Here is a 21,434-nt window from a genome sequence, read left to right as displayed (position 1 = left end):
CGCCAGCGCGCAGTTCGCCCGCTCATCGCAAATGGCCTGCATCAGACGGCGTTTACCAATCCGGGCCGAGCGCGACCGATCTGAGGCTGCCCAACTCGGCGCATGCTAAACCGGCCAGCGTTGAGAGCCTGTTAATGGTTCGCAAGCCCCGCCGGCAAAACCTCTCCAGATCCGCGTTGCAAAACTGTCTTGTCATCAGCCGTGAATAGTTGTTCACTTCTTCAAGCGATAGCGCTTATCGCTCAAGACTTTGAAGATGTGCGCGTTCTGGCAGGCCCGCGGGGCCCGAGGGCGCGCCCGGGGACGGAAAACGCGCCATGGTCTATCGGCGAACCCATCAAGTCGTAAAGCGGCTGGCGGCGCGGCGTAACGCCATTCTGGCGGCGGCGCGGGATGCTGCGGCCGAAGGTGGCATGGCTGCGGTGCAGATCGCCCCGGTTGCGGTCCGCGCCAGTGTCGCGGCCGGCACCGTCTATCGTTACTTCCCCTCCAAGGCCGAACTGATTTCCGAACTGATCGCCGAGGTCTCGCGGGATGAGCTGGCCGCGATTCGCCGCGCGGCGGATGCGGCGCCGGGACCGTCGTCGGCGCTCGCCGCCGCCGTCACCACGGTTGCCGTGCATGTGCTGTCGCAGCGCAAGCTCGCCTGGGGCATTCTGGCCGAACCCGTTGATGTCGATGTCTCGGCGTCGCGGCTTGCCAGCCGCCGCGAAATCTCCGGCGAGATCGCTGCCAGAATTGACGCCGCGGTGCGTGCCGGCCATCTCCCGGCGCAGGATACCGCGCTCGCCGCCACCGCGCTGCTCGGTGCGCTGCATGAATCACTGGTTGGCCCGCTGGCGCCCGAGAATCTGGATGACCCCGCGAAGCTGCGCGACGCCGTGCAAACGGTCACACTTTTGGCGCTCCGCGCCGTCGGCGTGATGGATGCCCGCGCCCGCGGCCTCGTCGTGCAGGCGGTGCTGCCGGCAAAGGCGCTGGTCGGGGCCTAGAAACTTCCCCCCTTTGCGACACGCCTTTGCCGCAACCATTTGCCACGCTGCGGCTTATCGACGGTGCAACCCGCGATCAGGAGCATGCGATGACCATGACATCAGGGTCCGCCAAATGGCAGGGCGGCATCAAGGACGGCAAGGGCGCGATCTCGACCAAAAGCGGCGCGCTGAACGATTATCCCTACGGCTTTTCGAGCCGATTCGAGGGCAAAGCCGGCTCCAATCCGGAAGAGCTGATCGGCGCGGCGCACGCCGCGTGCTTCACTATGGCGCTGTCGCTGATTCTGGGTGAAGCCAAGCTCACCGCCGAACACATGGAAACGAAAGCCGACGTCACGCTGGAAAAACAGGACGATGGCTTTGCCATCACCTCGATTCATCTGACGCTGAACGCGAAGATTCCGGGCGCCGACAACGCAAAATTTCAGGAGCTGGCAGGCAAAGCGAAGGCCGGCTGCCCGGTGTCGAAACTGCTGAACACCAAGATCACGCTGGACGCGACGCTGCAGTAGTACTGCTGCTCCGCCATTCCAGGGCGATGCGCAGCATCGAACCCGGAATCTCGAGATTCTCAGGTGCGCAATTGCGCACCTGAGTTCGTCGCTTCGCGCCGCCCCGGAATGACGGCTACGCCGTCACTTCGCCCCGCCCTCCGGCTCGACATTGGCGATCCGCACCATGTTGGTGGTGCCGGGGATGCGGAGCGGCACACCGGCGACGATGATCACGCGCTGGCCTGCCTTGGCGAAGCCGTCACGAAAGGCAATCGAGCCGGCGCGATCGACCATGTCGTCCTGGTCGTGGGCATCTTCCGCCACTACGCAATGCACGCCCCAGACGACAGACAATTTGCGGCCCGTCGCGAGATTTGGCGTGATCGCGACCACCGGCAGCTTCGGCCGCTCGCGCGCCACGCGGATCGCGGTCGAGCCTGATGAGGTCCAGCAGATGATCGCCGACAATTCCAGTGTCTCGGCGATTTGCCGCGCGGCGTCAGCAATAGCGTCGCCGACGGTATTTTCGGGTTCGGGCCGCTGCGCCGACAGTACCGCGCGGTAGGTCGGATCGCGCTCCACTTCCTCGCCGATGCGATTCATGGTCGAGACCGCCTCGACCGGGAATTTGCCGGCGGCCGACTCGGCCGACAGCATGATGGCGTCGGCACCTTCGTAAACCGCGGTCGCGACGTCGGAGACTTCGGCGCGCGTCGGCACCGGCGCCTGGATCATCGATTCCAGCATCTGGGTTGCGATCACCACCGGCTTGCCGGCGCGACGCGCCATCCGCGTCATCTGTTTCTGCAGGCTCGGCACCCGCTCCAGCGGCAACTCGACGCCGAGGTCGCCGCGCGCGACCATCAGCGCGTCGGAAGCGTCGATGATCTCGGCCAGCCGGTCGATCGCCTGCGGCTTTTCGATCTTGGCCATGACAGCGGCGCGGCCGCGGATCATCCGCTTGGCTTCATGGACGTCCTCGGCGCGCTGCACGAAGGAGAGCGCGATCCAGTCGACACCGGTCACCAGGGCTGCTTCGAGATCGGCCCGATCCTTCGGCGTCATCGCCGACACCGGCAGGTCGGTATCGGGCAGGCTGACGCCCTTGCGGTCCGACATCTTGCCGCCGATCACCACGCGCGTTACCGCGCGTTCGGACGAGGTCTCCTCGGCGATCAGGCGCACCTTGCCGTCATCGAGCAGCAGCGCGTGGCCCGGCCGAAGTGCTGCGAGGATTTCCGGATGCGGCAACTGCACGCGGTTGTTGTCTCCCGGTGCCTTGTCGGAATCGAGTACAAAATTCTGGCCGTTCTTGAGCTGGGTCGAACCTTCGGTGAACGCACCGAGCCGCAGCTTCGGACCCTGCAGGTCGACGAGGATGCCGATCGGACGGCCGTAGCTGCTCTCGACATTGCGGATGGTATTGACCAGTTCGCGCATCTTGTCGTGCGGCGTGTGGCTCATGTTGATGCGGAACACGTCCGCACCCGCCTCGAACAGCTTCCGGATCATCGCGCTGTCGGATGATGCCGGCCCGAGGGTCGCGAGAATCTTGATACGACGAAGCCGTCTCATTGCTTGGGCGCCGGGGCTGGCGGCAGACCCGGTCCGCCCGGCGGATTGGACAGGCCGGGAACCCCGCCCGGACCCCCCGGTCCCATTGTGCCTGGAATTCCCGGCACGCGCTGCGCGGGCTGCTCGTTGGCTTCGGTCAATTGCACGGTCCACGCTCGCTGTTCGCCTGTATCGACCTCGAAGAACCCGGTGCGGTCATAGCCGCGCGCCAGGCAGTTCTCGGTGCCCTTGATGGTGAATTCCTTGTCACGCGAACACATGAAGGCCTGCCCCGACCATTCGCCGCCGCGGTCATAGTCAAGCGCGTAGATGTAATAATAGCGCGCAACAAGAGTTCCGCGCAGCAGTGTCTCGCAACTGCGCGACGACACGTTCCACCAGCCTTCGGTGGTCCAGCCCTCAGCATCCTTGTAGCCCAGCGCAATGCCGACCCGGCTGGAAGTGTTGTTGCAGAGCCGGAAATCGGCCGCAGCCGAGCTGCTCCACAGACACGCCACCGCCAGTGCAAGCAGCGGCGCAAGGCCGGCGGCGGTCACGCGAACGGGGAGGGGAGAAAAGCAGCGCGAATCTTTTCCGATCATGCAGCGAAGCTATATCAAATCATTGATGATTTCGCGTGACCCGGCGGGGCCTGTCAACGGCCGGGAAACGCCTTTCCCGCGCTATGGGAAACCGAGACTCCCTTATGAGACGCCAATTTTGCGCGCAGATATGGCAAAATCTGTGACAATTCCCACCTGATATCAATATGCTCGGCACATCTGACGCGGGATCCAAGACCATGACGATCGACGACAAAACCAGAACAGAACTGGAAGCCGCCGTTTTCCGGCGCCTGGTCGACCACCTGCGTGCCCGCACCGACGTCCAGAACATCGATCTGATGAATCTGGCGGGCTTCTGCCGCAACTGCCTGTCCAACTGGATGAAGGAAGAGGCCGACGCCAAGGGGGTCGCCGTCAGCAAGGACGAGAGCCGCGAGGCGGTCTACGGCATGCCCTATGAGGAGTGGAAGGCGAAATATCAGGGCACCGCCACGCCCGAGCAGCTAGCCGCAATGAAGAAGGTTCATCCCGGGCATTGAGTCCGGTTCTTACTCTCTCGTTGATGGCACCCAAGTTCTCCGTCATGCCCGAGCTTACCCCGGGCATCCACGTCTTGGCAGCTTCGCAAGGAAGACGTGGATGGCCGGGTCAAGCCCGGCCATGACGTGGCAACAGAGTGCCCTCATCTCCTGTGGGCGCGCTGTGGATGAGCGCGATGCTGCCTTGACGCAACGCCCCCTGATCTTGAGGGTCATTTTGCAAAAGCGCCGTGCGGTAACGCGTGCGGCGCTTGATCTTTCAGCATCACCGTCAGTTCCATTCAGGAGTATCCGATGGCCACCTCCGCCGCTGCAGCCGTCCAAGACGAGCCCGCGACAAGATTCGCCAAAGACCAGCTCAAGGCCATCATCGAGCGCATCGAGCGTCTGGAAGAAGAGAAGAAGACGATCTCCGACGACATCCGTGACGTCTATGCCGAAGCCAAGGGCAATGGCTACGACACCAAGGCGCTGCGCACCATCGTGCGGATGCGCAAGCAGGATGCCAATGAGCGCGCCGAGCAGGAAACCATTTTGGAAACCTACATGCAGGCGCTCGGGATGCTGTGAAGGTTGAGCGCAGTACGTAGCCCGGATGGAGCGAAGCGAAATCCGGGATCATTGCACAACCGGATCATCGCGCAATACGGCCGAGTGATCCCGGATTGCGCTGCGCTCCATCCGGGCTACTGTCGAGTGTGCGGAAACAGTGAACGTTAGCGCAGCGCGGCGGTGCGCAGCACGAACGACTGCGTCGGCAGTTGCGCGGTGGCCGATCCCGTGAAGCGGTCGCAGGTCATGCCCATCATTGGATCTTCCGAGAAGGTCATGGAGATCGCGGCCTGCGGCTTGACGAAATAGGCGCGCATCTGGGTCATCTCGGTGTCGCCGAGTACGGTCGTCGACATCGCGCTGCTGGCACTCGGCGCCAGCATCACCACCCGCATCCAGATATTGTTGCCCTGTGCGGCGGCAAGGCGGGTCGAGGTCGCGACCACGCTGTCCTGACCCTGGGTGCCTTTGGCGACCACGGTGTTGATTTCGGTCGATGCAGCACCGGCATAGCGCGCCGGACGGGCAGGACGCGGGATCGGCGCGGAGGCGGCGACGACGTTGGAGCGATCGACCGGCGAAGAAGCGGCCGGCGCATAGGCCATTGCCTTGTTGAAGGCGTCGCTGACGCTGGCGGTCGGCTGCGGATCGGTGGCCGCGGCGAGCGCCTGGCGGGCGCGCAGGGCCGCGACCTGCGCGGGGGTTGCCTGGTTCGGCGCCGTCGGTACATCGTCCCAGAAGCCGCGGGAATTGATGATATCGGCCGGCGTTTGCGGCTTCGGCTCGGCCTTGTCGGCGGACGCCTGCGCAACCTGCTTCGTCTCAGGCTTGGGCTCAGCTCTGGCTTTGGGCGCCGACACGATCTGGGCGTCGGCCGAGGCAAGCTGGATCGTCGCACCGATCGGCTTTGCGCGCGGGGTCGGGACCGGCTCGGCGGATTTCACAGCAGCCACGCTGGTCGGTGCAGGCTTCTCGTTCTTGACGGGCGCGCTGCCGCCCTCGTCATCCTCTTCGGTCGACTTGCCGCCCCTGAACAGGGCCGCGAATAGGTTCGGCAACTTGATAGTCGCGGCGTCGTTGCCGTTGCCGCGGCGTTCGATGTCGGCGCGGGCCAGTTCATAGCCCTTCATCGGACCGCCATTGGATGGCAGGTGCACCGTGCGTCCATCCGGGAATATCCTGGCCAACTGATCGTGGGTCATGCGCGGCCAGTGACGAACGCTGCCGGTATCGAGGTGGACGAAAGGCGATCCGGAGGTCGGGTAGAAGCCGACGCCGCCACGCTGCAAGCGGAGGCCGGCGGCGCGGATCTGCTCCAGCGGCACGTCCGGGATGTAGAAGTCCATGGCGTGGCCGAGCATGTGCTGGCTGAAACGCGCCACGCCGGAGGAGCGGCGGCGGAGCATGGAGTTGGTGGCGGGGGAGCGATAGGCGGAGATGATCTGGATCGGCTTCTTGCCGTCGACGTCGCGGTAGACTTCCCAGATGATATCGAACAGGTGCCGATCCATCGTGGTGGATTCCTGGCTGCGCCAGTCGCGAAGCAAGTGATTGAGTTTCTTCAGCGCCTCTTCGTCGTAGCGCCCGTCGCGCTTGAAGGTGACGGTGAGATCTTCGCCGGAATGGGTGTGGTGGAAGGAAAGGGTGCGGGTTTCGTTCAGCGCCGTCGCATCATGCACCGTGCCGGCGCCGGCCAGCAGCAAAAGCGACGTCAGGCCGATCCGATATCCGGCTTTTGGCAGAGCAAGCGGATTGAATTGGCGCGCGAAACCAGCCAGCACGTATGAGCCCACCCAGTCGACGAGCGTTCACGGTGTTCTTTTGCAGACCCCCGGCAAAAGACGGTGAACGCTTTCTTAAAGCAGGACGGTTAACCGAGGTTTACCGTCCTGCCCCCAAGCAAGCCTTAACCTAACGCGTGGACTGTGGCGAAAAAGCGCCCGGTGCCGAATCCGGGATGGATATTGGTTAACATAAACAATCTCTCCGGCGAGGAGAGATTGTTGATTTTGTTCCGAAATTCTGCCCTCGGGCCGTAGTGCTCCGGATTACCGGGTGAACCGCGGTTGCGGTCGCCGGCCGACCGGAGCCGGCGGCGTCATGGGTGACGGACCGCCGAACAGGCGCTCGAAGAATGACGGGCCGGAGGAAAAGGTGTTGTCACTGGCGAAGTTGACGCCGGCCGGCAAAGCATCCCTGGGGCGCGAATAATTCGGCTGGGCATGGGAGACCATGACCTCCAGGTCCCGATTGCGGTTGTTCTTGAGCAGCGCGATCATCGTGGCGTCGCGGCCATAGACGTCCTTGCGAAACTGCAACTTGCCGGCGTCATCCACGAACGCGGTCTGGTAGGTGATGTGTACCGGTATGGGAGTCGGGAATTTCAGGTCGATCTCGCTGCGGCCGTACATGCTGCGGATTCTTTCCGGGGTGTAGCGGTCGTTCGGCATAACGATGCCGAGCAGAGTCGCGGCGTATTGGTCCGGGTTCTGCACCCGCATGCAGCCATGGCTGAACGCACGCTCTTCCTTTGCGAACAGATGCTTGTCCGGGGTGTCGTGCTGATAGACCAGGAACTTGTTCGGGAAGTTGAAGCGGATACGCCCGAGCGCATTGGCTTCACCGGGCGGCTGCGAAATGTGGATGCTGCCGTCGCGGCGCCGCTCGAGCCTCAGACCCATGCGATCCAGCACGGTTGGATCCTGCTGCAGGGCAGGCAGGTATTCGTTGTAGATGATCGACGGCGGCACGTTCCAGGTCGGGTTGACGGTGATGAACTTCATCGTCTCCGTCAGCATCGGCGTGGCGTGCTTGCCCGGCTTTCCGGTCACCACGCGCGTGGTCCACACCGGGGCCCCGTTCTGCATCACCTTCAGCGTGAAGTCGGGCACATTGAGAATGACATAGGCATTGCCGAGCGAGGCAGCGCCGAGTTGGCGCGGCAGCCAGCGCAGGCGCTCCAGATTGACGAGAACGATGTCGATCTGCCGGTCGCGCTTCGGGCTGTTGATAGCCTTGACGGTACGGTCGTCAAGTACGCCGGTCGGCTTCAGATCGACGCTCTCCTGGAATTTGCGCACGGCGGCGGCAACCTTGGCGTCGTAATGCGTGCCATCGGGATTCTCGGCAATGCCGAGCTTGGCGCGCAGTTGCGGCACGCGCGGGTCTTCCGGCGCGACCTCACCCTGCTTCTTGGTAGCCGCCTTGTAAGCCAGCGCCGGACCTTCGGCGATGTGGATCATCGGTCCATCGCCCTGGCCGCGCAGCTCGGCGAGCTTGGCCTTCAGGTCCTTGTAGAGCTTGTGCGGCGGATTGTAGCCGTCGAGCGCCGCGGAAGCATCCTTGGCGGTCGAGATGTTGGCGAGCACTTCGGCCGGGTCGGTCGGGTGCTCGGGGTACAGGATGTCGCCAGCGACCTGCGACCAGTGCATCCGGCCGCTCTGGGCGTGTCGCGCATAGTCGAGCATGCTCGCGGTCAGTTTCAGTTCGGCTTCGGCGAGCTGGTCCGGCGAAGTGGCGGCGGCAAAATCCGGTACCGGATAGTCGGCCGGATTGAGGCCCTCGGCGGCGGCGTCCCTCAGGCGGGCGATTACGCCCTTGCCGCTGTCGGTCAATTTGCCGGCTTGGGTCCATTGCGGCGCATAGTCCCGCGTCGAGTAGAACTTCTCGACGGCAGCGCGCTCGTTCTTGCGGTCGAAATAGCGCAGCGATTTGGCGCCGAGCATGTCGCGCAACCGGTCCGCGACCGGCTGGTCGGCCGGTGCGACGGTGCTGACCTTCACCGGCTCCTTGGCAGGTTCGGCGACGGGCGCGGTGGCTGTCGCAGCCGGAGGTGCAGCGATCGTGGCCTCGTTGGCTGCAGGCGCAGTAATGGTCTCGGCCGGCTTGGGCTCGTCGGCCTTTGCCGCTGGGCTCGGCTCGGCCGGCTTGTCGATTGCCTTGGTTGCGTCAGGCACCGAGGCAGTGGAATCCATCTTGAAGTCGCCGATGGTCGGAGGCGGGACGTTGGCCGGTTCAGGACGGGGGATTGCTGCGTCGATCGCGAGCTCGGCAGCGCTGGTGCGCGGCGTCGTCGACTGGGCCGCCAGCGCTGAGGTCGCTGACACCGTGAGGAAGGTTGCCGCGACGGCCATCAGCACGCGGTCAAATCCTGCACGATTCATCGAACAGTCACGCATCGTCACACCCCCTTGGGCGAAACTGCCCCGTCATGGAACAGTCGTTGGCATCGTTCATAGCTTGCGCGGGAAAGCGCCGGCCTGGATCGGTTTCTCTGTCGTACGCCTGCACGCCACGATTCAACGCAGACGATACATGTGCCCCTTTCATGCAGCCAGCGCCATGCGGGACAACTCACGACAAACTGACCTCAAACTACCCGTTTGCATTCGAGTAGCGCGGTTTTGCCACGCTCCCCACCATTTGTCTGTCACCGCCAAGCCACGGTTCAAAAGCTTCCGAATGGTCGATGTCGTTGGTTCGCCACGATCTTTGCCATGCGGCCGCCATAATCGCGCGGGGCGACCGCTCGCTCAGTTCGCGCCTCAGTTTGCGTCCTGCGCGCCGCCTTCGGCCGAGCCGCTGGCGGCAGCTTCATCGAGCTTACGATAGAGTGTGGAACGACCGATCTTGAGCCGGCGCGCGACTTCCGACATCTGGCCGCGATAATGCGAGATCGCGAAACGGATGATTTCGTTTTCCATGTCTTCGAGCGGCCGCACCTCGCCGGTGGTGGTCAGCATCGAAAGGCTGCCGGCAGTGGCGAGGGGGGCAATTGGTATTTCGCTACCCGATACCATTGCAGGCGCCGTCGACGGCGCGACGACCAACGGTTCGCTGGGCGCTAACTGGCCGTCCGGCACGGCATGGCCGATAGCCTGCGGGAAATCAGACAGGCCGAGTTGATCGCTCTCGCTCATGACGACGGCGCGGTACACCGTGTTTTCGAGCTGGCGGATGTTGCCGGGCCAATCAAGCTGCGCGAGATGGGCTACGGCCTCGCCGTTGATGCCGGTGATGGTGCGGTTCTCCTCGGCGGCAAAACGCGCCAGGAAATGCCGCAACAGATGCGGGATGTCTTCGCGCCGCATCCGCAGCGGTGGGATGGTCACCGGCAGCACGTGCAGCCGGTAGAACAGGTCCTCGCGGAACGCGCCGCTCTTCACGAGGTCGAGCAGCTTGCGGTTGGTCGCGGAAATGATGCGGACGTCGACCTTCACCGGCTTGCGGCCCCCGACCGCCTCGACGGTTCCTTCCTGCAGCGCGCGCAAAAGCTTTACCTGCGCCGCGAGCGGGAGCTCGCCGATCTCATCGAGAAACAGCGTGCCGCCGGAAGCTTCGACGAACTTGCCCATGTGCCGTTCGGTGGCGCCGGTGAACGCGCCCTTCTCGTGACCGAACAGGATCGATTCCACGAGATTGTCGGGAATGGCGCCGCAATTGACCGCGACGAAGGGTTTTGCCTTGCGTTCACCGGAACCGTGAATGGCGCGAGCGAACAATTCCTTGCCAACGCCGGATTCGCCCTCGATCAGAACAGGAATGCTGGAAGCTGCCGCCTTCTGCGCGGTGCGCAGCACGGCTGCCATGGTTTCGCTGCGGGTGATGATATCGGCAAAGGTCAGCCGTCCTTCGCGGCTGTGACGGATGCGCTGCAGTTCGCCTTTGAGTGCTGAGGTGTTGAGCGCGTTGCGCAGCGATACTTGCAGCCGTTCGAAGCCGACCGGCTTGACCACGAAATCCTGCGCGCCGGCGCGCATCGCCGAAACCACGTTGTCGATGCCGCCATGCGCGGTCTGCACGACGACGGGGATGCTCAGGCCTGCTTCACGCATTTTTGCGAGCACGCCGAGCCCGTCGAGGCCGGGCATGACGAGGTCGAGCACGACCGCGTCGATCGCCTGCGCATCCGGAGCGGTCAGCAGGGCCACGGCCGCATCGCCGCTATCGACGACGAGAGGCTCATAGCCGCACTTCTGCACCATGTTCTCAACCAAACGGCGCTGCACGGCGTCGTCGTCGGCAATCAAAATGGTCGCAGCCATGGCTCTCCCCGCACGCTACTGTATTGTACCGAATCGGGGCAATTTCGCCGATGCCGATTAACGTTCTCTTAAACGTTGAAAACGGCCTTGTTGAGAAGCGGCTAGACGTTGAGGTGCGGCCACACTTCGAGCGCGCCGCGATAGCACATGTCGAGAGCCACATAGAGTATGATGGCGAGGCCGACATAGGCAATCCAGCGCTGCTTTTCCAATAGCCGCGCGATGAAGTTGGCGGCGAGCCCCATCAGCGCAATGGAAAGTGCCAAACCGAATATCAGAATCATCGGATGCTCGCGCGCTGCGCCCGCGACGGCGAGCACGTTGTCGAGCGACATCGACACGTCGGCGAGCGTGATCTGCCAGATCGCCTGGCCAAGCGTCTTTTGATGACCCGCTGGGGCGGATGCATCGACCGTCCCGGCAGCCGACAGGTCATTCAATTTCGCTTCATGATGATGCGATGTCCGCAACTCGCGCCACATCTTCCAGCACACCCAAAGCAGAAGAATGCCGCCGGCGAGCAACAATCCTATGATCTGCAGCAATTGGACGGTGATGGAGGCGAAGCCGATCCGCAGCGCCGTGGCGGCCAATATGCCTATTACAATCGCCTTCCGGCGCTGGGCCTCGGGCAGTCCAGCGGCTGCAAGCCCGATGACGATCGCATTGTCACCGGCGAGCACCAAGTCGATCATCACGACCTGGAAAAACGCTGTCAGGGCTTCTGAGGAGATTGATTCTAGCATGCGGGCCACTCCGTGAATTGGTCCAATCCGACATCGCAGTTCGCTTGAACTGCCAGAGGGGCCCGGGCTTGGACGCGCGTAAAAAACGTCGCAGTCAAACTGCGCAGATTCTTCTCGTTACTCTGGTTGATGCGAGAGGGTGAAAAGTCTGATCATCTGGTCCGGCTCGATCAGAACCGAGAGGACGACGCCGATGAACGTCAGGCTGCCGGCGAGCTCGAACGACATGATGCGGTAGCGATCGCGCCGGCAGAGCAGCGCGAAGCCGGCCGTCAGTGCGGCAACGCCAAAGAGCAGGGAGACGATCGCGGGCGCCAGCGCATCCGCCGGCACTACGTTCCGGATACCGAAGGTCGCAATCAGCGCCACGATCAGAATGCCGGCAAACAACTCCTTGCCACGAGCCGCAGGTGCTCGATCGTTCGTTCGGGCAATCTGACTGCGGTCCAAAAAGGCCATCGGAATCTTATTCGCGAGCTGAGATTGTGGTAGGAACTTCACCGGTCCCGGTATTCGGTTTTGCTAGTTTAGTAATCATGAAACGAGGAAAACATCAAGGCGGTTTCGCTGAACGGCTGCCGGGCAAGGCTGCGCCGGAAGCCAAGCAGTTGCGGAAATTGGCCGGGGATTGGCTGAAGCAGCGAAGGGCGGATGCCGAATTGTCGCAGGCGGACCCTCGCTGCTCGCCTCAGCCTGAAATATTACACGTTCATCTCACAGGTCGAAAACGGGTTGAGCCCCGTTCCAACTGAAATTATGGGGGCGTGGGCCAGCGAATTGGGTCTTGAACCGGCCGCCTTCGCGAGGCATCTGTTAAGGTATTACGAACCGGAATTGCACCGGCTGCTGTTCGGAGCGGAAAGCACATGAGCGTGGTTGCGTTCGAGCGCAAAGAGAATGCGGGCGAGTGGAGCGAGCGAGAGCTCAGCACCATTGTCGCGGCTCTGGATGCAGCGCTTACGCCGGGCACCAGACGCCAATGGGAAACCGGCATGACGGAGAAGCGCGATCCCCAGTTCTACCTGTTGGGACCGCTTCCGGATCAGGCTTGCGAGTTGTCCGTGTCGCGGATCGGCGGACGGTATATTCTCGAGGATGGATTGGGGCGGCTGCTCTTCGAGCACCGAAATCTCGATCTGGTCGTTCTGCACGCGCGCGGCAGTCCCGAGCACGTCGTGGCTTATGGTACGCGTGATCGTGTTGTGGTGCGCGATCCGTAGCGTGATGCACGAAAGGATCGAGCCGATGCTCACCGAAAGCGAGGAGTTGCTTGTCCAATTGGCACCGCAGCTTTCGGCTTTCGTCTGATCCCTCGCCCAGTTTCCTGATCACCTCTCAATTTTGAAAGTGTCATGAGCGCAAAATCTGCGATCTCCCGAGCCGTCAAGATGTCCCGTAAGCCCGCCAAGGGAAGCAAGGCGAACGCAGCCAAAGCCAAAACCGGCAAATTGCCGGAATGGAACCTCGCCGATCTTTATTCCGGCATCGACGCGCCTGAAATCGCGCGCGACCTCCAGAAGATGGATACCGACTGCGTCGCGTTTGAAACGGACTACAAAGGCAAGCTGGCGGAAGGCGTTGCCCGGGACGACGGCGGTCTTTGGCTGGCGGAGGCGGTCAGGCGCTACGAGGCGATTGACGATTTGGCCGGCCGGCTCGGCTCCTATGCTGGCCTCGTTCATGCCGGCGACAGCGTCGATCCCGTGATTTCCAAATTCTACGGCGACGTCTCCGAGCGGCTGACGGCGGCCTCGCTGCACCTCTTGTTCTTCGCGCTCGAACTCAACCGCATCGAAGACGCCGTGATCGAAGGCGCAATGCAGACACCTGAGCTCGGACTTTACCGGCCGTGGATCGAGGATCTGCGCAAGGACAAGCCGTATCAGTTAGAGGATCGCGTCGAGCAGTTGTTTCACGAAAAATCCCAGAGCGGCTATGCCGCCTGGAATCGGCTGTTCGACCAGACCATCTCCGGCCTGCGTTTCAAGGTCGGGACCAAGGAGCTCGCGATCGAGCCGACGCTCAATCTGCTGCAGGACCGCGCGCCGGAAAAGCGCAAGGCCGCCGCGCAGGCGCTGGCGAAAACGTTCAAGGATAATGAGCGGACCTTTGCCCTCATCACCAACACGCTCGCCAAGGACAAGGAAATTTCCGATCGCTGGCGTGGTTTCCAGGACGTTGCGGATTCGCGCCACCTGAATAACCGCGTCGAACGCGAGGTCGTCGATGCGCTGGTCGGCTCGGTTCGCGCAGCTTATCCGCGGCTGTCGCACCGCTACTACAATCTGAAAGCCGGCTGGTTCAAAAAGAAGAAGCTCGCGCATTGGGACCGCAATGCGCCGCTGCCGTTCGCGGCGGCCGGCACGATCGCCTGGCCCGAGGCGCAGAAGATGGTGCTGACGGCCTATCGCGGCTTCTCCACCGAGATGGCGGCGATCGCGGAACGTTTCTTCACCGACCGCTGGATTGATGCGCCGGTGCGCCCGGGCAAGGTGCCGGGCGCGTTCTCGCACCCGACCACGCCCTCCGCGCACCCTTACGTGCTTATGAACTACCAGGGCAAGCCGCGCGACGTGATGACGCTGGCGCATGAGCTCGGCCATGGCGTGCACCAGGTGCTGGCCGCGAAGAACGGCGCGCTGATGGCGCCGACGCCGCTCACGCTTGCGGAGACGGCAAGCGTGTTCGGCGAAATGCTGACCTTCAAGCGGCTATTGTCGCAGACCAAAAACGCCAAGCAGCGCCAGGCGCTGCTTGCCGGCAAGGTCGAGGACATGATCAATACCGTGGTGCGGCAGATCGCGTTCTATTCGTTCGAGCGCGCCTTGCACACCGAGCGCAAGAACGGCGAACTGACCGCCGAGCGCATCGGCCAGATCTGGCTCAGCGTGCAGGGTGAAAGCCTCGGGCCGGCCATCGACATCCGTCCGGGCTACGAGAATTTCTGGATGTACATTCCGCACTTCATCCATTCGCCGTTCTACGTCTACGCCTATGCGTTCGGCGATTGCCTGGTGAACTCGCTTTACGCGGTCTACGAGAACGCTTCCGAAGGCTTTGCCGAGCGCTATCTCGCCATGCTCGCAGCCGGCGGCACGAAGCATTATTCCGAGTTGCTCAAGCCGTTCGGCCTCGATGCCAAGGATCCCAAATTCTGGGATGGCGGGCTGTCGGTTATCGCAGGCATGATCGACGAACTTGAAGCGATGGGCTGATCGGCCGCGGGCACGAAACGGAATTGTGATGGACGCCGACACACTTTCGGCCGCCGTCGCCGGCCATGATGGCGGCGACAGGAGGGGAGTGCCCCATGATCGACACCCCGACAAGGCGCGCGGTGCTTGGAGCGGGAGTCTTCGCGGCCGGTTCCCTGCTCACGATCGACACCAGCGTTGCTGAGGCCTCGCTTGCCCTTACGCCCGAATGCCATGACGGCGACGCCGCGACAGTGGCGCAGACCGAAGGGCCGTTCTTCAAGCCGTCCTCGCCCGAGCGCGTCGAGCTGATTGAAGAAGGCATGGCGGGACAGCCGATCGAACTGGTCGGCTTCGTTCTTACCCGCGCCTGCAAACCGATCGCCGGAGCCTTGCTGGATTTTTGGCAGGCCGACGACAAGGGCCGATATGACAATTCCGGTTTTCGCCTGCGCGGTCACCAGTTCTCCGATGCGGAAGGGCGTTACCGGTTGCGCAGCGTCGTTCCCGGCGCCTATCTCGGCCGTACGCGTCATATCCACGTAAAGGTGCAGCCGCGCGGCGGCCGCGTGCTGACGACCCAGCTCTATTTCCCGGGCGAATCGCTGAACCGTACCGACGGCCTGTTTCGCAAGGAATTGCTGATGCGCACGACCAAGAACGCGGGCTGGCTCGCCGGGCGTTTCGACTTCGTGCTTGCTTAGGGGCGGCCCAGCCTCCGGCCGAGGGCGGGTCCTGAAGCGGACGGGCCGAAAACAGACGCCGACCAAGAAACGTGGGGATGTAAAACATCTGTTGAACGGAGCGGCGGGCAATGTTATACGTTTTGTATAACGGAGCTTGGCCATGAGCGAACAATCGAAAGTTGCGCCCGATCCCCGCGGCCAGGTGATCGGAACCGTCGAAATCAAAAAGATTGGTAATTCCTCGGGGATCATCCTGCCGAAGGATGTGCTTGCTCGGATGCATGTCAGTGTCGGCGATAAGCTCTATGCGACTCTCACGCCCGATGGCGGTTTTCGGCTAACCCCCCATGACCCGGATTTCGAGAAGGCGATGGAAGTCGCCCGGCGCGGCATGAAGCGCTATCACAACGCGTTGGCTGAGCTTGCCAAATGATCGAGCCGTTCTGGCTTACCCGCCAGATGATCGTTGCAATTCACGACGAGCAACTCACGATACACGGCGGTGCAAGTGGATTGCGCGACGAGGGCATGCTTGAATCTGCACTCGATCGACCGAAAAACAGGTGGGCTTACGAGAAGCCCGAACTGGCCGAGTTGGCTGCAGCATATGCGTTCGGCATCGCACGCAATCATCCGTTCGTTGACGGCAACAAGCGAATGTCGTTGCTGGCGCTCTACACCTTTCTGGGCGTCAACGGCATCGACTTCATTGTGCCCGGAGCGGAGGCGGCTGCCATCATCCTCTCCCTCGCCGCGGGCGAGGTCAGCGAAGAAAGCCTGGCCCGCTGGATCCGGGACAATTGGCCTTCCGAATGACCCGATAGGCAAGGGGGGCCGTTGCCCTCCCAAACGCTTTGCGGTAATTGCACGCGAGAAACGCGGATTTTGACTGGGGATACCGATGGCAGACCATAACGAAGTGGCGTACACGACCGCTGAGGGCAACGACTATGCGGCCCATGAGCAGACCTATGAAGGGTTCATCATGCTGGTCAAATACGGCACCATCGCCGTCGTAATCATTGTCGCCCTGATGGGCTATTTCCTGACCTGACGCGTCGCTGACTGCACCGCCGGCCCCGGCGGTGGCCAGAAAATTCGCACGCATGCCGGTTGTGAAACCGGTATCCAACTAAGCGAAAAAGACGCTAGTTTGCTTGCGCGCGCCCGCCGCGCCGGGGAGGCCTCATGAAAATTGCCGTTGCCAAGGAAATCGATCCGTCCGAACCGCGGGTTGCCGCTTCCCCGGATACTATCAAGAAGTTCAAGGCGCTGGGCGCCGAAGTCGCGATCGAACCGGGCGCGGGCATCAAGTCGGGCCTGCCGGATTCCGAATTCACCGCCGTCGGCGCCACCGTCAGCGCGGACGCGTTGAAGGACGCCGACATCATCATCAAGGTGAAGCGGCCCGAGGCCAGCGAACTTGCGAAGTACAAGCGCGGCGCGCTCGTGATCGCCATCATGGACCCTTACGGCAATGAAGCGGCGCTGAAGACGATCGCGGAGGCCGGCGTCTCGGCGTTTGCGATGGAGTTGATGCCGCGCATTACGCGCGCGCAAGTGATGGATGTGCTGTCCTCGCAGGCAAATCTCGCCGGCTATCGCGCGGTGATCGAGGCGGCCGAGTCCTTTGGCCGCGCGTTCCCGATGATGATGACGGCGGCCGGCACCGTGCCCGCAGCCAAGGTATTTGTGATGGGCGTCGGCGTTGCCGGCCTGCAGGCAATTGCGACAGCGCGCCGGCTCGGTGCCGTCGTTACCGCAACCGACGTGCGTCCGGCCACGAAAGAACAGGTCGAATCGCTCGGCGCCAAATTCCTCGCGGTCGAGGACGAGGAGTTCAAGAACGCCCAGACCGCCGGCGGCTACGCCAAGGAAATGTCGAAGGAATATCAGGCAAAGCAGGCCGCACTCACCGCCGAGCACGTCAAGAAGCAGGACATCGTGATCACGACCGCGCTGATCCCGGGCCGCCCCGCGCCAATGCTCGTCAGCGCCGAGATGGTCAAATCGATGAAGCCTGGTTCAGTGCTGGTCGATCTCGCGGTCGAGCGCGGTGGCAACGTCGAAGGCGCGAAGGCGGGCGAGGTCGTAGATGTCGATGGCATCAAGATCGTCGGCTATACCAATGTCGCCGGCCGCGTGGCGCAATCGGCCTCGAGCCTTTACGCCCGCAACCTGTTCTCGTTCATCGAGACGCTGGTCGACAAGGCGAACAAGGCGCTCGCGGTCAATTGGGACGACGAACTGGTGAAAGCCACCGCGCTGACCAAAGACGGCGCCGTCATCCATCCGAACTTCCAGCCGAAAGCCTAAGGAGAGAAGCCATGGAGCATATCGCTCAAGCCGTCGATCCCTTTGTGTTCCGGCTGTCGATTTTTGTCCTCGCCGTATTCGTCGGCTACTTCGTGGTCTGGTCGGTGACGCCGGCGCTGCATACGCCTTTGATGTCGGTGACGAACGCGATCTCCTCGGTGATCGTGGTCGGCGCGCTGCTAGCGGTCGGCGTGCCGATGATCTCGAGCGGCAGCGGCTGGGCACGCGGCTTCGGCTTCATCGCGCTGATCTTTGCCTGTGTGAATATCTTCGGCGGCTTCCTTGTCACCCAGCGCATGCTGGCGATGTACAAGAAGAAGGCCAAGTGAAATGACGGCGTGCACCTCGCGGGTGACGAAGACAATGGGGACCTGAGATGAACGCCAATCTGGCTGCACTGCTGTATCTCGTGGCGGGCGTGCTCTTCATCCTGTCGCTGCGCGGACTGTCCAGCCCCGCGACGTCACGACAGGGCAATTTGTTCGGCATGATCGGTATGGCGATCGCGATCGGCACGACGCTCGCGAGCCATCCGCCGGCTGACGGCGTGGCTTGGCTACTGGTCGTGCTCGGCATCGCCATCGGCGCCGGCATCGGCGCTGTGATCGCGCGGCGGGTGCCGATGACGTCGATGCCGGAGCTGGTCGCGGCCTTCCACTCGCTGGTCGGTATGGCCGCTGTGCTGGTCGCCGCCGGTGCGTTCTACGCGCCCGAAGCCTTCGACATCGGCAAGCCTGGCGCCATTCACGCCTCGAGCCTGATCGAGATGTCGCTCGGCGTCGCCATCGGCGCGCTGACCTTCACCGGCTCCGTGATCGCGTTCCTGAAGCTTTCCGCGCGCATGAGCGGTGCGCCGATCATCCTGCCCGGCCGGCACATCATCAACATCGCGCTCGCGCTGGCGCTGGTGTTCTTCATTTTCGGACTGGTGCGATCCGGCAGCGCGCTCGACTTCTGGCTGATCACCATCATCGCGCTGGTGCTGGGCGTGCTCATGATCATCCCGATCGGCGGCGCCGACATGCCGGTCGTGATCTCGATGCTGAACTCCTATTCGGGGTGGGCCGCGGCCGGCATCGGATTTACGCTCGGCAATTCCGCGCTGATCATCACCGGCGCGCTGGTCGGCTCCTCGGGCGCCATCCTGTCTTACATCATGTGCCACGCGATGAACCGCTCGTTCATCTCGGTCATCCTCGGCGGCTTCGGCGGCGAGACCGCGGCCGCTGGCGGCGGCAGCGGTGAACAGAAGCCAGCAAAGCTCGGCTCGGCCGACGACGCCGCCTTCATCATGAAGAACGCCTCCAAGGTCATCATCGTCCCCGGCTACGGCATGGCGGTGGCGCAGGCCCAGCACGCGCTGCGCGAAATGGCCGACATGCTCAAGAAGGAAGGCGTCGAGGTGAAGTACGCGATTCACCCGGTCGCGGGCCGCATGCCCGGCCACATGAACGTGCTGCTTGCGGAAGCCAATGTGCCCTATGACGAGGTGTTCGAGCTCGAGGACATCAACTCCGAATTCGCCCAGGCTGATATCGCCTTCGTGATCGGCGCCAACGACGTCACCAACCCGGCCGCGGAAGAAGACAAGACCTCGCCGATCTACGGCATGCCGGTGCTGCAGGTCTGGAAGGCCGGTACCGTGATGTTCATCAAGCGCTCGCTGGCATCGGGCTATGCCGGCATCGACAATCCGCTATTCTACCGCGATAACACCATGATGCTCCTTGGTGACGCCAAGAAGGTCACCGAGAACATCGTCAAGGGGATGTAACGCGATCGCAGGAAGTTCATGACCGGGCTGAAATGGCTACTGATCATCGTTTCGGCGGGTTATATCTGTGGTCTGCTCGCGCTGTTCTTCGCGCAGCGCGCCGTGCTGTTTCCTGTCCCGACGGGCGTGCGCACGCCGCCGCAAGCAGCGGGCTTTCCGGAAGCTGAAGAACATGTCCTCGTCACAGCCGACGGCGAAAAGGTCATCGTCTGGCATGTTCCGGCCAGGCCTGGACGTCCGGTCGTCCTTTATTTCCACGGCAATGGCGATTATCTCGCCGGCTTCTTCGGCCGCTTTCGCGGCTTGATCGCCGACGGGATAGGGATCGTCGCGCTGTCCTATCGTGGCTATGCCGGTTCGAGCGGGCGACCGAGCGAGCAGGGATTGCTGCAGGATGCTGCGGCGGCCTATGCCTTCACGGCAGCGCGATACAGCCCGGACAAAATCGTTGCATGGGGATTCTCGCTTGGTACCGGCGTTGCAGTGGTGCTGGCAGGCGAACAGCCGGTCGGAAAGCTGATCCTGGAATCGCCTTATACTTCCATTGTGGACGTCGCCGCGTCGGCGTTCTGGTTCGCGCCGGTGCGGCTATTCATGCGTGATCGGTTTCACTCCGACCAGCACATCGCGCGGATCAGGGTTCCGCTGCTTGTGATGCATGGCGCGCTCGATCCCACGATACCCGTTGCTTTTGGCGAACGGCTGTTCGCGCTGGCGAATGAGCCGAAACGGTTTGTCCGCCTCGCCCGGGGAGGTCACAACGATCTGGACAATTTCGGCGCGATTGAAATCGCGCGGAATTTCATCAATCTTGCGAAGGGGTGGTCGCTGCATGGACGGGCCTATCTTCCGTCCACGAACCGGTTGGGAACATGAGCGCACATGGACCGATGCCACGATCGGCCTGGATATTCCCGGCGCTGGCGATGCTGCTGTTTGCCGCGGCCACCGGCTTCGGGCTCAACTTTACGCCGTCAGTTGGCGGGTTTTTGTTCGCGGCCGCTCTGCTGGCGATCCTGTTCGGCACCGTGTTCGCAGCCGTGCATCATGCCGAAGTGATCGCCGAGCGAATCGGCGAACCCTACGGCACGCTGCTGTTGACGCTTGCCGTCACCATCATCGAGGTCGCGTTGATTGCGACCATCATGCTCGGCGAAAAGCCGCAGCCGGCGCTGGCGCGCGACACCGTGTTTGCGGTGGTGATGATCGTGTGCAACGGCCTCGTCGGCCTGTGTATCTTTATCGGGGGCCTGCGCTACCGCGAGCAGGATTTCCAGGTCTCCGGTGCCAACCTTTATCTCAGCGTGCTGTTCGTGCTCTCGACGATTACGCTGATCATGCCCAATTATACGCTGACGGCGCCGGGGCCGATCTATTCGGCGGCGCAGCTTGGCTTTGTGGACCTGGTCACGCTCATGCTCTACGGCGTGTTCCTTTATACCCAGACGATCCGGCACAGTGATTATTTCATCAAGGAAGGCGGCGGTGCTGCCACCAAAACCTCATCCCTGTCGAACCGGATGCTGGCGCTCAGCGTCGCGCTGCTGCTTATCTCCCTACTCGCCGTGGTGCTTCTGGCGAAGAAATTTTCGGTGGTGGTCGACGTCGTGACCGCGATGATCGGCGCCCCACCGGCGTTCGCCGGCGTGCTGGTCGCGATCCTCATCCTGCTCCCGGAGGGGGTCACCGCTATCGCAGCTGCGCGCAATAACGATCTGCAGAAGAGCATCAATCTCGCGCTCGGATCATCGCTGGCGACCATCGGGCTAACTATTCCCGCCGTCGGCCTGGCCACCTACGTGCTCGACAAGGAACTTGTGCTCGGGCTCAACGGTCAGGGCATGGTGTTGCTGTTGCTCACGTTCTTCCTGAGCATTCTCACCTTCGGCACCGGCCGCACCAACATCCTGTTCGGACTGGTGCATATGGTGGTGTTTGCTGTGTTCGTGTTTATGGTGTTCGTGCCGTAATCGG

22 protein-coding genes are annotated in these 21,434 nt (G+C 62.7%); 15 read left to right on the top strand and 7 right to left on the bottom strand.

Features of this window, described 5'->3' with window-relative positions; genetic code table 11:
- Positions 1-317 precede the first annotated feature (317 nt).
- Together IVA95_RS21145 and IVA95_RS21140 are read left to right on the top strand one after the other, a co-directional pair.
- Entirely contained in the window at positions 318-992 is a 675-nt protein-coding gene (locus IVA95_RS21145) for a TetR/AcrR family transcriptional regulator (RefSeq protein WP_247512212.1), read from the top strand.
- 89 nt (positions 993-1,081) lie between these two features.
- Positions 1,082-1,507, top strand: a complete 426-nt coding sequence (locus IVA95_RS21140; protein WP_213253261.1) for an OsmC family protein — start codon at positions 1,082-1,084, stop codon at positions 1,505-1,507.
- A gap of 123 nt (positions 1,508-1,630) precedes the next feature.
- Here the strand turns inward: IVA95_RS21140 and pyk are convergent, their stop codons facing one another.
- Positions 1,631-3,064, bottom strand: coding sequence for a pyruvate kinase (gene pyk / locus IVA95_RS21135; protein ID WP_213253262.1), 1,434 nt, complete (start codon positions 3,062-3,064; stop codon positions 1,631-1,633).
- Positions 3,061-3,645, bottom strand: coding sequence for a DUF1036 domain-containing protein (locus IVA95_RS21130; protein ID WP_247512211.1), 585 nt, complete (start codon positions 3,643-3,645; stop codon positions 3,061-3,063). The genes pyk and IVA95_RS21130 overlap by 4 nt, the downstream gene beginning before the upstream one ends.
- Positions 3,646-3,845: 200 nt before the next feature.
- Here IVA95_RS21130 and IVA95_RS21125 point away from each other — a divergent pair, with 200 nt between their 5' ends.
- Positions 3,846-4,148, top strand: a complete 303-nt coding sequence (locus IVA95_RS21125) for a DUF1244 domain-containing protein (RefSeq protein ID WP_247512210.1) — start codon at positions 3,846-3,848, stop codon at positions 4,146-4,148.
- Positions 4,149-4,442: 294 nt separating this feature from the next.
- Positions 4,443-4,718, top strand: coding sequence for a DUF2312 domain-containing protein (locus tag IVA95_RS21120; RefSeq protein WP_213253265.1), 276 nt, complete (start codon positions 4,443-4,445; stop codon positions 4,716-4,718).
- Between the two features lie 146 nt (positions 4,719-4,864).
- On the opposite strand, the gene IVA95_RS21115 is transcribed toward IVA95_RS21120, so the two are convergent.
- The 5 genes from IVA95_RS21115 to IVA95_RS21095 form a co-directional block, all read right to left on the bottom strand.
- A complete protein-coding gene (locus IVA95_RS21115) occupies positions 4,865-6,481 on the bottom strand; it encodes a DUF882 domain-containing protein (RefSeq protein WP_247512209.1) in 1,617 nt (538 codons plus the stop codon).
- 267 nt (positions 6,482-6,748) lie between these two features.
- Positions 6,749-8,878, bottom strand: a complete 2,130-nt coding sequence (locus IVA95_RS21110) for a L,D-transpeptidase family protein (RefSeq protein WP_247512208.1) — start codon at positions 8,876-8,878, stop codon at positions 6,749-6,751.
- Positions 8,879-9,244: 366 nt separating this feature from the next.
- A complete protein-coding gene (locus IVA95_RS21105; protein WP_247512207.1) occupies positions 9,245-10,744 on the bottom strand; it encodes a sigma-54 dependent transcriptional regulator in 1,500 nt (499 codons plus the stop codon).
- A gap of 101 nt (positions 10,745-10,845) precedes the next feature.
- Positions 10,846-11,490, bottom strand: coding sequence for a TerC family protein (locus IVA95_RS21100; RefSeq protein WP_247512206.1), 645 nt, complete (start codon positions 11,488-11,490; stop codon positions 10,846-10,848).
- 117 nt (positions 11,491-11,607) lie between these two features.
- Complete coding sequence (locus IVA95_RS21095; protein WP_247512205.1) at positions 11,608-11,949, bottom strand: hypothetical protein; 342 nt, start codon at positions 11,947-11,949, stop codon at positions 11,608-11,610.
- Between the two features lie 407 nt (positions 11,950-12,356).
- Here IVA95_RS21095 and IVA95_RS21090 point away from each other — a divergent pair, with 407 nt between their 5' ends.
- The 11 genes from IVA95_RS21090 to IVA95_RS21040 all read left to right on the top strand — a co-directional run bounded on the left by IVA95_RS21090 (position 12,357) and on the right by IVA95_RS21040 (position 21,430).
- Positions 12,357-12,710, top strand: a complete 354-nt coding sequence (locus IVA95_RS21090; protein WP_247512204.1) for a hypothetical protein — start codon at positions 12,357-12,359, stop codon at positions 12,708-12,710.
- A 168-nt stretch (positions 12,711-12,878) separates the two neighbouring features.
- A complete protein-coding gene (locus IVA95_RS21085) occupies positions 12,879-14,705 on the top strand; it encodes a M3 family oligoendopeptidase (protein WP_247512233.1) in 1,827 nt (608 codons plus the stop codon).
- A gap of 95 nt (positions 14,706-14,800) precedes the next feature.
- On the top strand, positions 14,801-15,388 hold the full coding sequence (locus IVA95_RS21080; protein ID WP_247512203.1) for an intradiol ring-cleavage dioxygenase: 588 nt from the start codon (positions 14,801-14,803) through the stop codon (positions 15,386-15,388).
- Positions 15,389-15,530: 142 nt separating this feature from the next.
- Entirely contained in the window at positions 15,531-15,803 is a 273-nt protein-coding gene (locus IVA95_RS21075) for an AbrB/MazE/SpoVT family DNA-binding domain-containing protein (protein ID WP_247512202.1), read from the top strand.
- Positions 15,800-16,186, top strand: coding sequence for a type II toxin-antitoxin system death-on-curing family toxin (locus tag IVA95_RS21070; protein ID WP_247512201.1), 387 nt, complete (start codon positions 15,800-15,802; stop codon positions 16,184-16,186). The genes IVA95_RS21075 and IVA95_RS21070 overlap by 4 nt, the downstream gene beginning before the upstream one ends.
- Positions 16,187-16,271: 85 nt before the next feature.
- Complete coding sequence (locus IVA95_RS21065; protein WP_213253275.1) at positions 16,272-16,424, top strand: aa3-type cytochrome c oxidase subunit IV; 153 nt, start codon at positions 16,272-16,274, stop codon at positions 16,422-16,424.
- Between the two features lie 134 nt (positions 16,425-16,558).
- The gene (locus IVA95_RS21060; RefSeq protein ID WP_247512200.1) at positions 16,559-17,686 is read left to right on the top strand and encodes a Re/Si-specific NAD(P)(+) transhydrogenase subunit alpha; all 1,128 of its coding nucleotides are present in this window, start codon (positions 16,559-16,561) and stop codon (positions 17,684-17,686) included.
- Between the two features lie 11 nt (positions 17,687-17,697).
- The gene (locus IVA95_RS21055) at positions 17,698-18,015 is read left to right on the top strand and encodes a proton-translocating transhydrogenase family protein (RefSeq protein WP_057851893.1); all 318 of its coding nucleotides are present in this window, start codon (positions 17,698-17,700) and stop codon (positions 18,013-18,015) included.
- A gap of 47 nt (positions 18,016-18,062) precedes the next feature.
- Entirely contained in the window at positions 18,063-19,460 is a 1,398-nt protein-coding gene (locus IVA95_RS21050) for an NAD(P)(+) transhydrogenase (Re/Si-specific) subunit beta (RefSeq protein WP_247512199.1), read from the top strand.
- A gap of 18 nt (positions 19,461-19,478) precedes the next feature.
- Positions 19,479-20,336 carry an alpha/beta hydrolase gene (locus IVA95_RS21045; protein ID WP_247512198.1) on the top strand — a complete coding sequence of 286 codons (858 nt, stop codon included), beginning with the start codon at positions 19,479-19,481 and terminating at the stop codon, positions 20,334-20,336.
- Positions 20,333-21,430: an ionic transporter y4hA gene (locus tag IVA95_RS21040; RefSeq protein WP_247512197.1), complete on the top strand. Its 1,098-nt coding sequence runs from the start codon at positions 20,333-20,335 to the stop codon at positions 21,428-21,430. Before IVA95_RS21045 ends, IVA95_RS21040 begins: the two co-directional genes overlap by 4 nt.
- Positions 21,431-21,434: the final 4 nt, after the last annotated feature.

Origin of the sequence: Bradyrhizobium sp. 157 (assembly GCF_023073815.1) — a bacterium.
In the GTDB taxonomy this organism is placed as follows: domain Bacteria; phylum Pseudomonadota; class Alphaproteobacteria; order Rhizobiales; family Xanthobacteraceae; genus Bradyrhizobium.
Note: the sequence above shows the minus strand (reverse complement) of the source record. Positions and strands in the feature narration are given on the sequence as shown.

What these genes read in the sequence shown, in the direction of transcription:
- IVA95_RS21145 (WP_247512212.1), top strand. Translation starts at nt 318, where the DNA reads ATGGTCTATCGGCGAACCCATCAAGTCGTAAAGCGGCTGGCGGCGCGG.
- IVA95_RS21140 (WP_213253261.1), top strand. Translation starts at nt 1,082, where the DNA reads ATGACCATGACATCAGGGTCCGCCAAATGGCAGGGCGGCATCAAGGAC.
- pyk (WP_213253262.1), bottom strand. Translation starts at nt 3,064, where the DNA reads ATGAGACGGCTTCGTCGTATCAAGATTCTCGCGACCCTCGGGCCGGCA.
- IVA95_RS21130 (WP_247512211.1), bottom strand. Translation starts at nt 3,645, where the DNA reads ATGATCGGAAAAGATTCGCGCTGCTTTTCTCCCCTCCCCGTTCGCGTG.
- IVA95_RS21125 (WP_247512210.1), top strand. Translation starts at nt 3,846, where the DNA reads ATGACGATCGACGACAAAACCAGAACAGAACTGGAAGCCGCCGTTTTC.
- IVA95_RS21120 (WP_213253265.1), top strand. Translation starts at nt 4,443, where the DNA reads ATGGCCACCTCCGCCGCTGCAGCCGTCCAAGACGAGCCCGCGACAAGA.
- IVA95_RS21110 (WP_247512208.1), bottom strand. Translation starts at nt 8,878, where the DNA reads ATGCGTGACTGTTCGATGAATCGTGCAGGATTTGACCGCGTGCTGATG.
- IVA95_RS21105 (WP_247512207.1), bottom strand. Translation starts at nt 10,744, where the DNA reads ATGGCTGCGACCATTTTGATTGCCGACGACGACGCCGTGCAGCGCCGT.
- IVA95_RS21100 (WP_247512206.1), bottom strand. Translation starts at nt 11,490, where the DNA reads ATGCTAGAATCAATCTCCTCAGAAGCCCTGACAGCGTTTTTCCAGGTC.
- IVA95_RS21095 (WP_247512205.1), bottom strand. Translation starts at nt 11,949, where the DNA reads ATGGCCTTTTTGGACCGCAGTCAGATTGCCCGAACGAACGATCGAGCA.
- IVA95_RS21090 (WP_247512204.1), top strand. Translation starts at nt 12,357, where the DNA reads ATGAGCGTGGTTGCGTTCGAGCGCAAAGAGAATGCGGGCGAGTGGAGC.
- IVA95_RS21085 (WP_247512233.1), top strand. Translation starts at nt 12,879, where the DNA reads ATGTCCCGTAAGCCCGCCAAGGGAAGCAAGGCGAACGCAGCCAAAGCC.
- IVA95_RS21080 (WP_247512203.1), top strand. Translation starts at nt 14,801, where the DNA reads ATGATCGACACCCCGACAAGGCGCGCGGTGCTTGGAGCGGGAGTCTTC.
- IVA95_RS21075 (WP_247512202.1), top strand. Translation starts at nt 15,531, where the DNA reads ATGAGCGAACAATCGAAAGTTGCGCCCGATCCCCGCGGCCAGGTGATC.
- IVA95_RS21070 (WP_247512201.1), top strand. Translation starts at nt 15,800, where the DNA reads ATGATCGAGCCGTTCTGGCTTACCCGCCAGATGATCGTTGCAATTCAC.
- IVA95_RS21065 (WP_213253275.1), top strand. Translation starts at nt 16,272, where the DNA reads ATGGCAGACCATAACGAAGTGGCGTACACGACCGCTGAGGGCAACGAC.
- IVA95_RS21060 (WP_247512200.1), top strand. Translation starts at nt 16,559, where the DNA reads ATGAAAATTGCCGTTGCCAAGGAAATCGATCCGTCCGAACCGCGGGTT.
- IVA95_RS21055 (WP_057851893.1), top strand. Translation starts at nt 17,698, where the DNA reads ATGGAGCATATCGCTCAAGCCGTCGATCCCTTTGTGTTCCGGCTGTCG.
- IVA95_RS21050 (WP_247512199.1), top strand. Translation starts at nt 18,063, where the DNA reads ATGAACGCCAATCTGGCTGCACTGCTGTATCTCGTGGCGGGCGTGCTC.
- IVA95_RS21045 (WP_247512198.1), top strand. Translation starts at nt 19,479, where the DNA reads ATGACCGGGCTGAAATGGCTACTGATCATCGTTTCGGCGGGTTATATC.
- IVA95_RS21040 (WP_247512197.1), top strand. Translation starts at nt 20,333, where the DNA reads ATGAGCGCACATGGACCGATGCCACGATCGGCCTGGATATTCCCGGCG.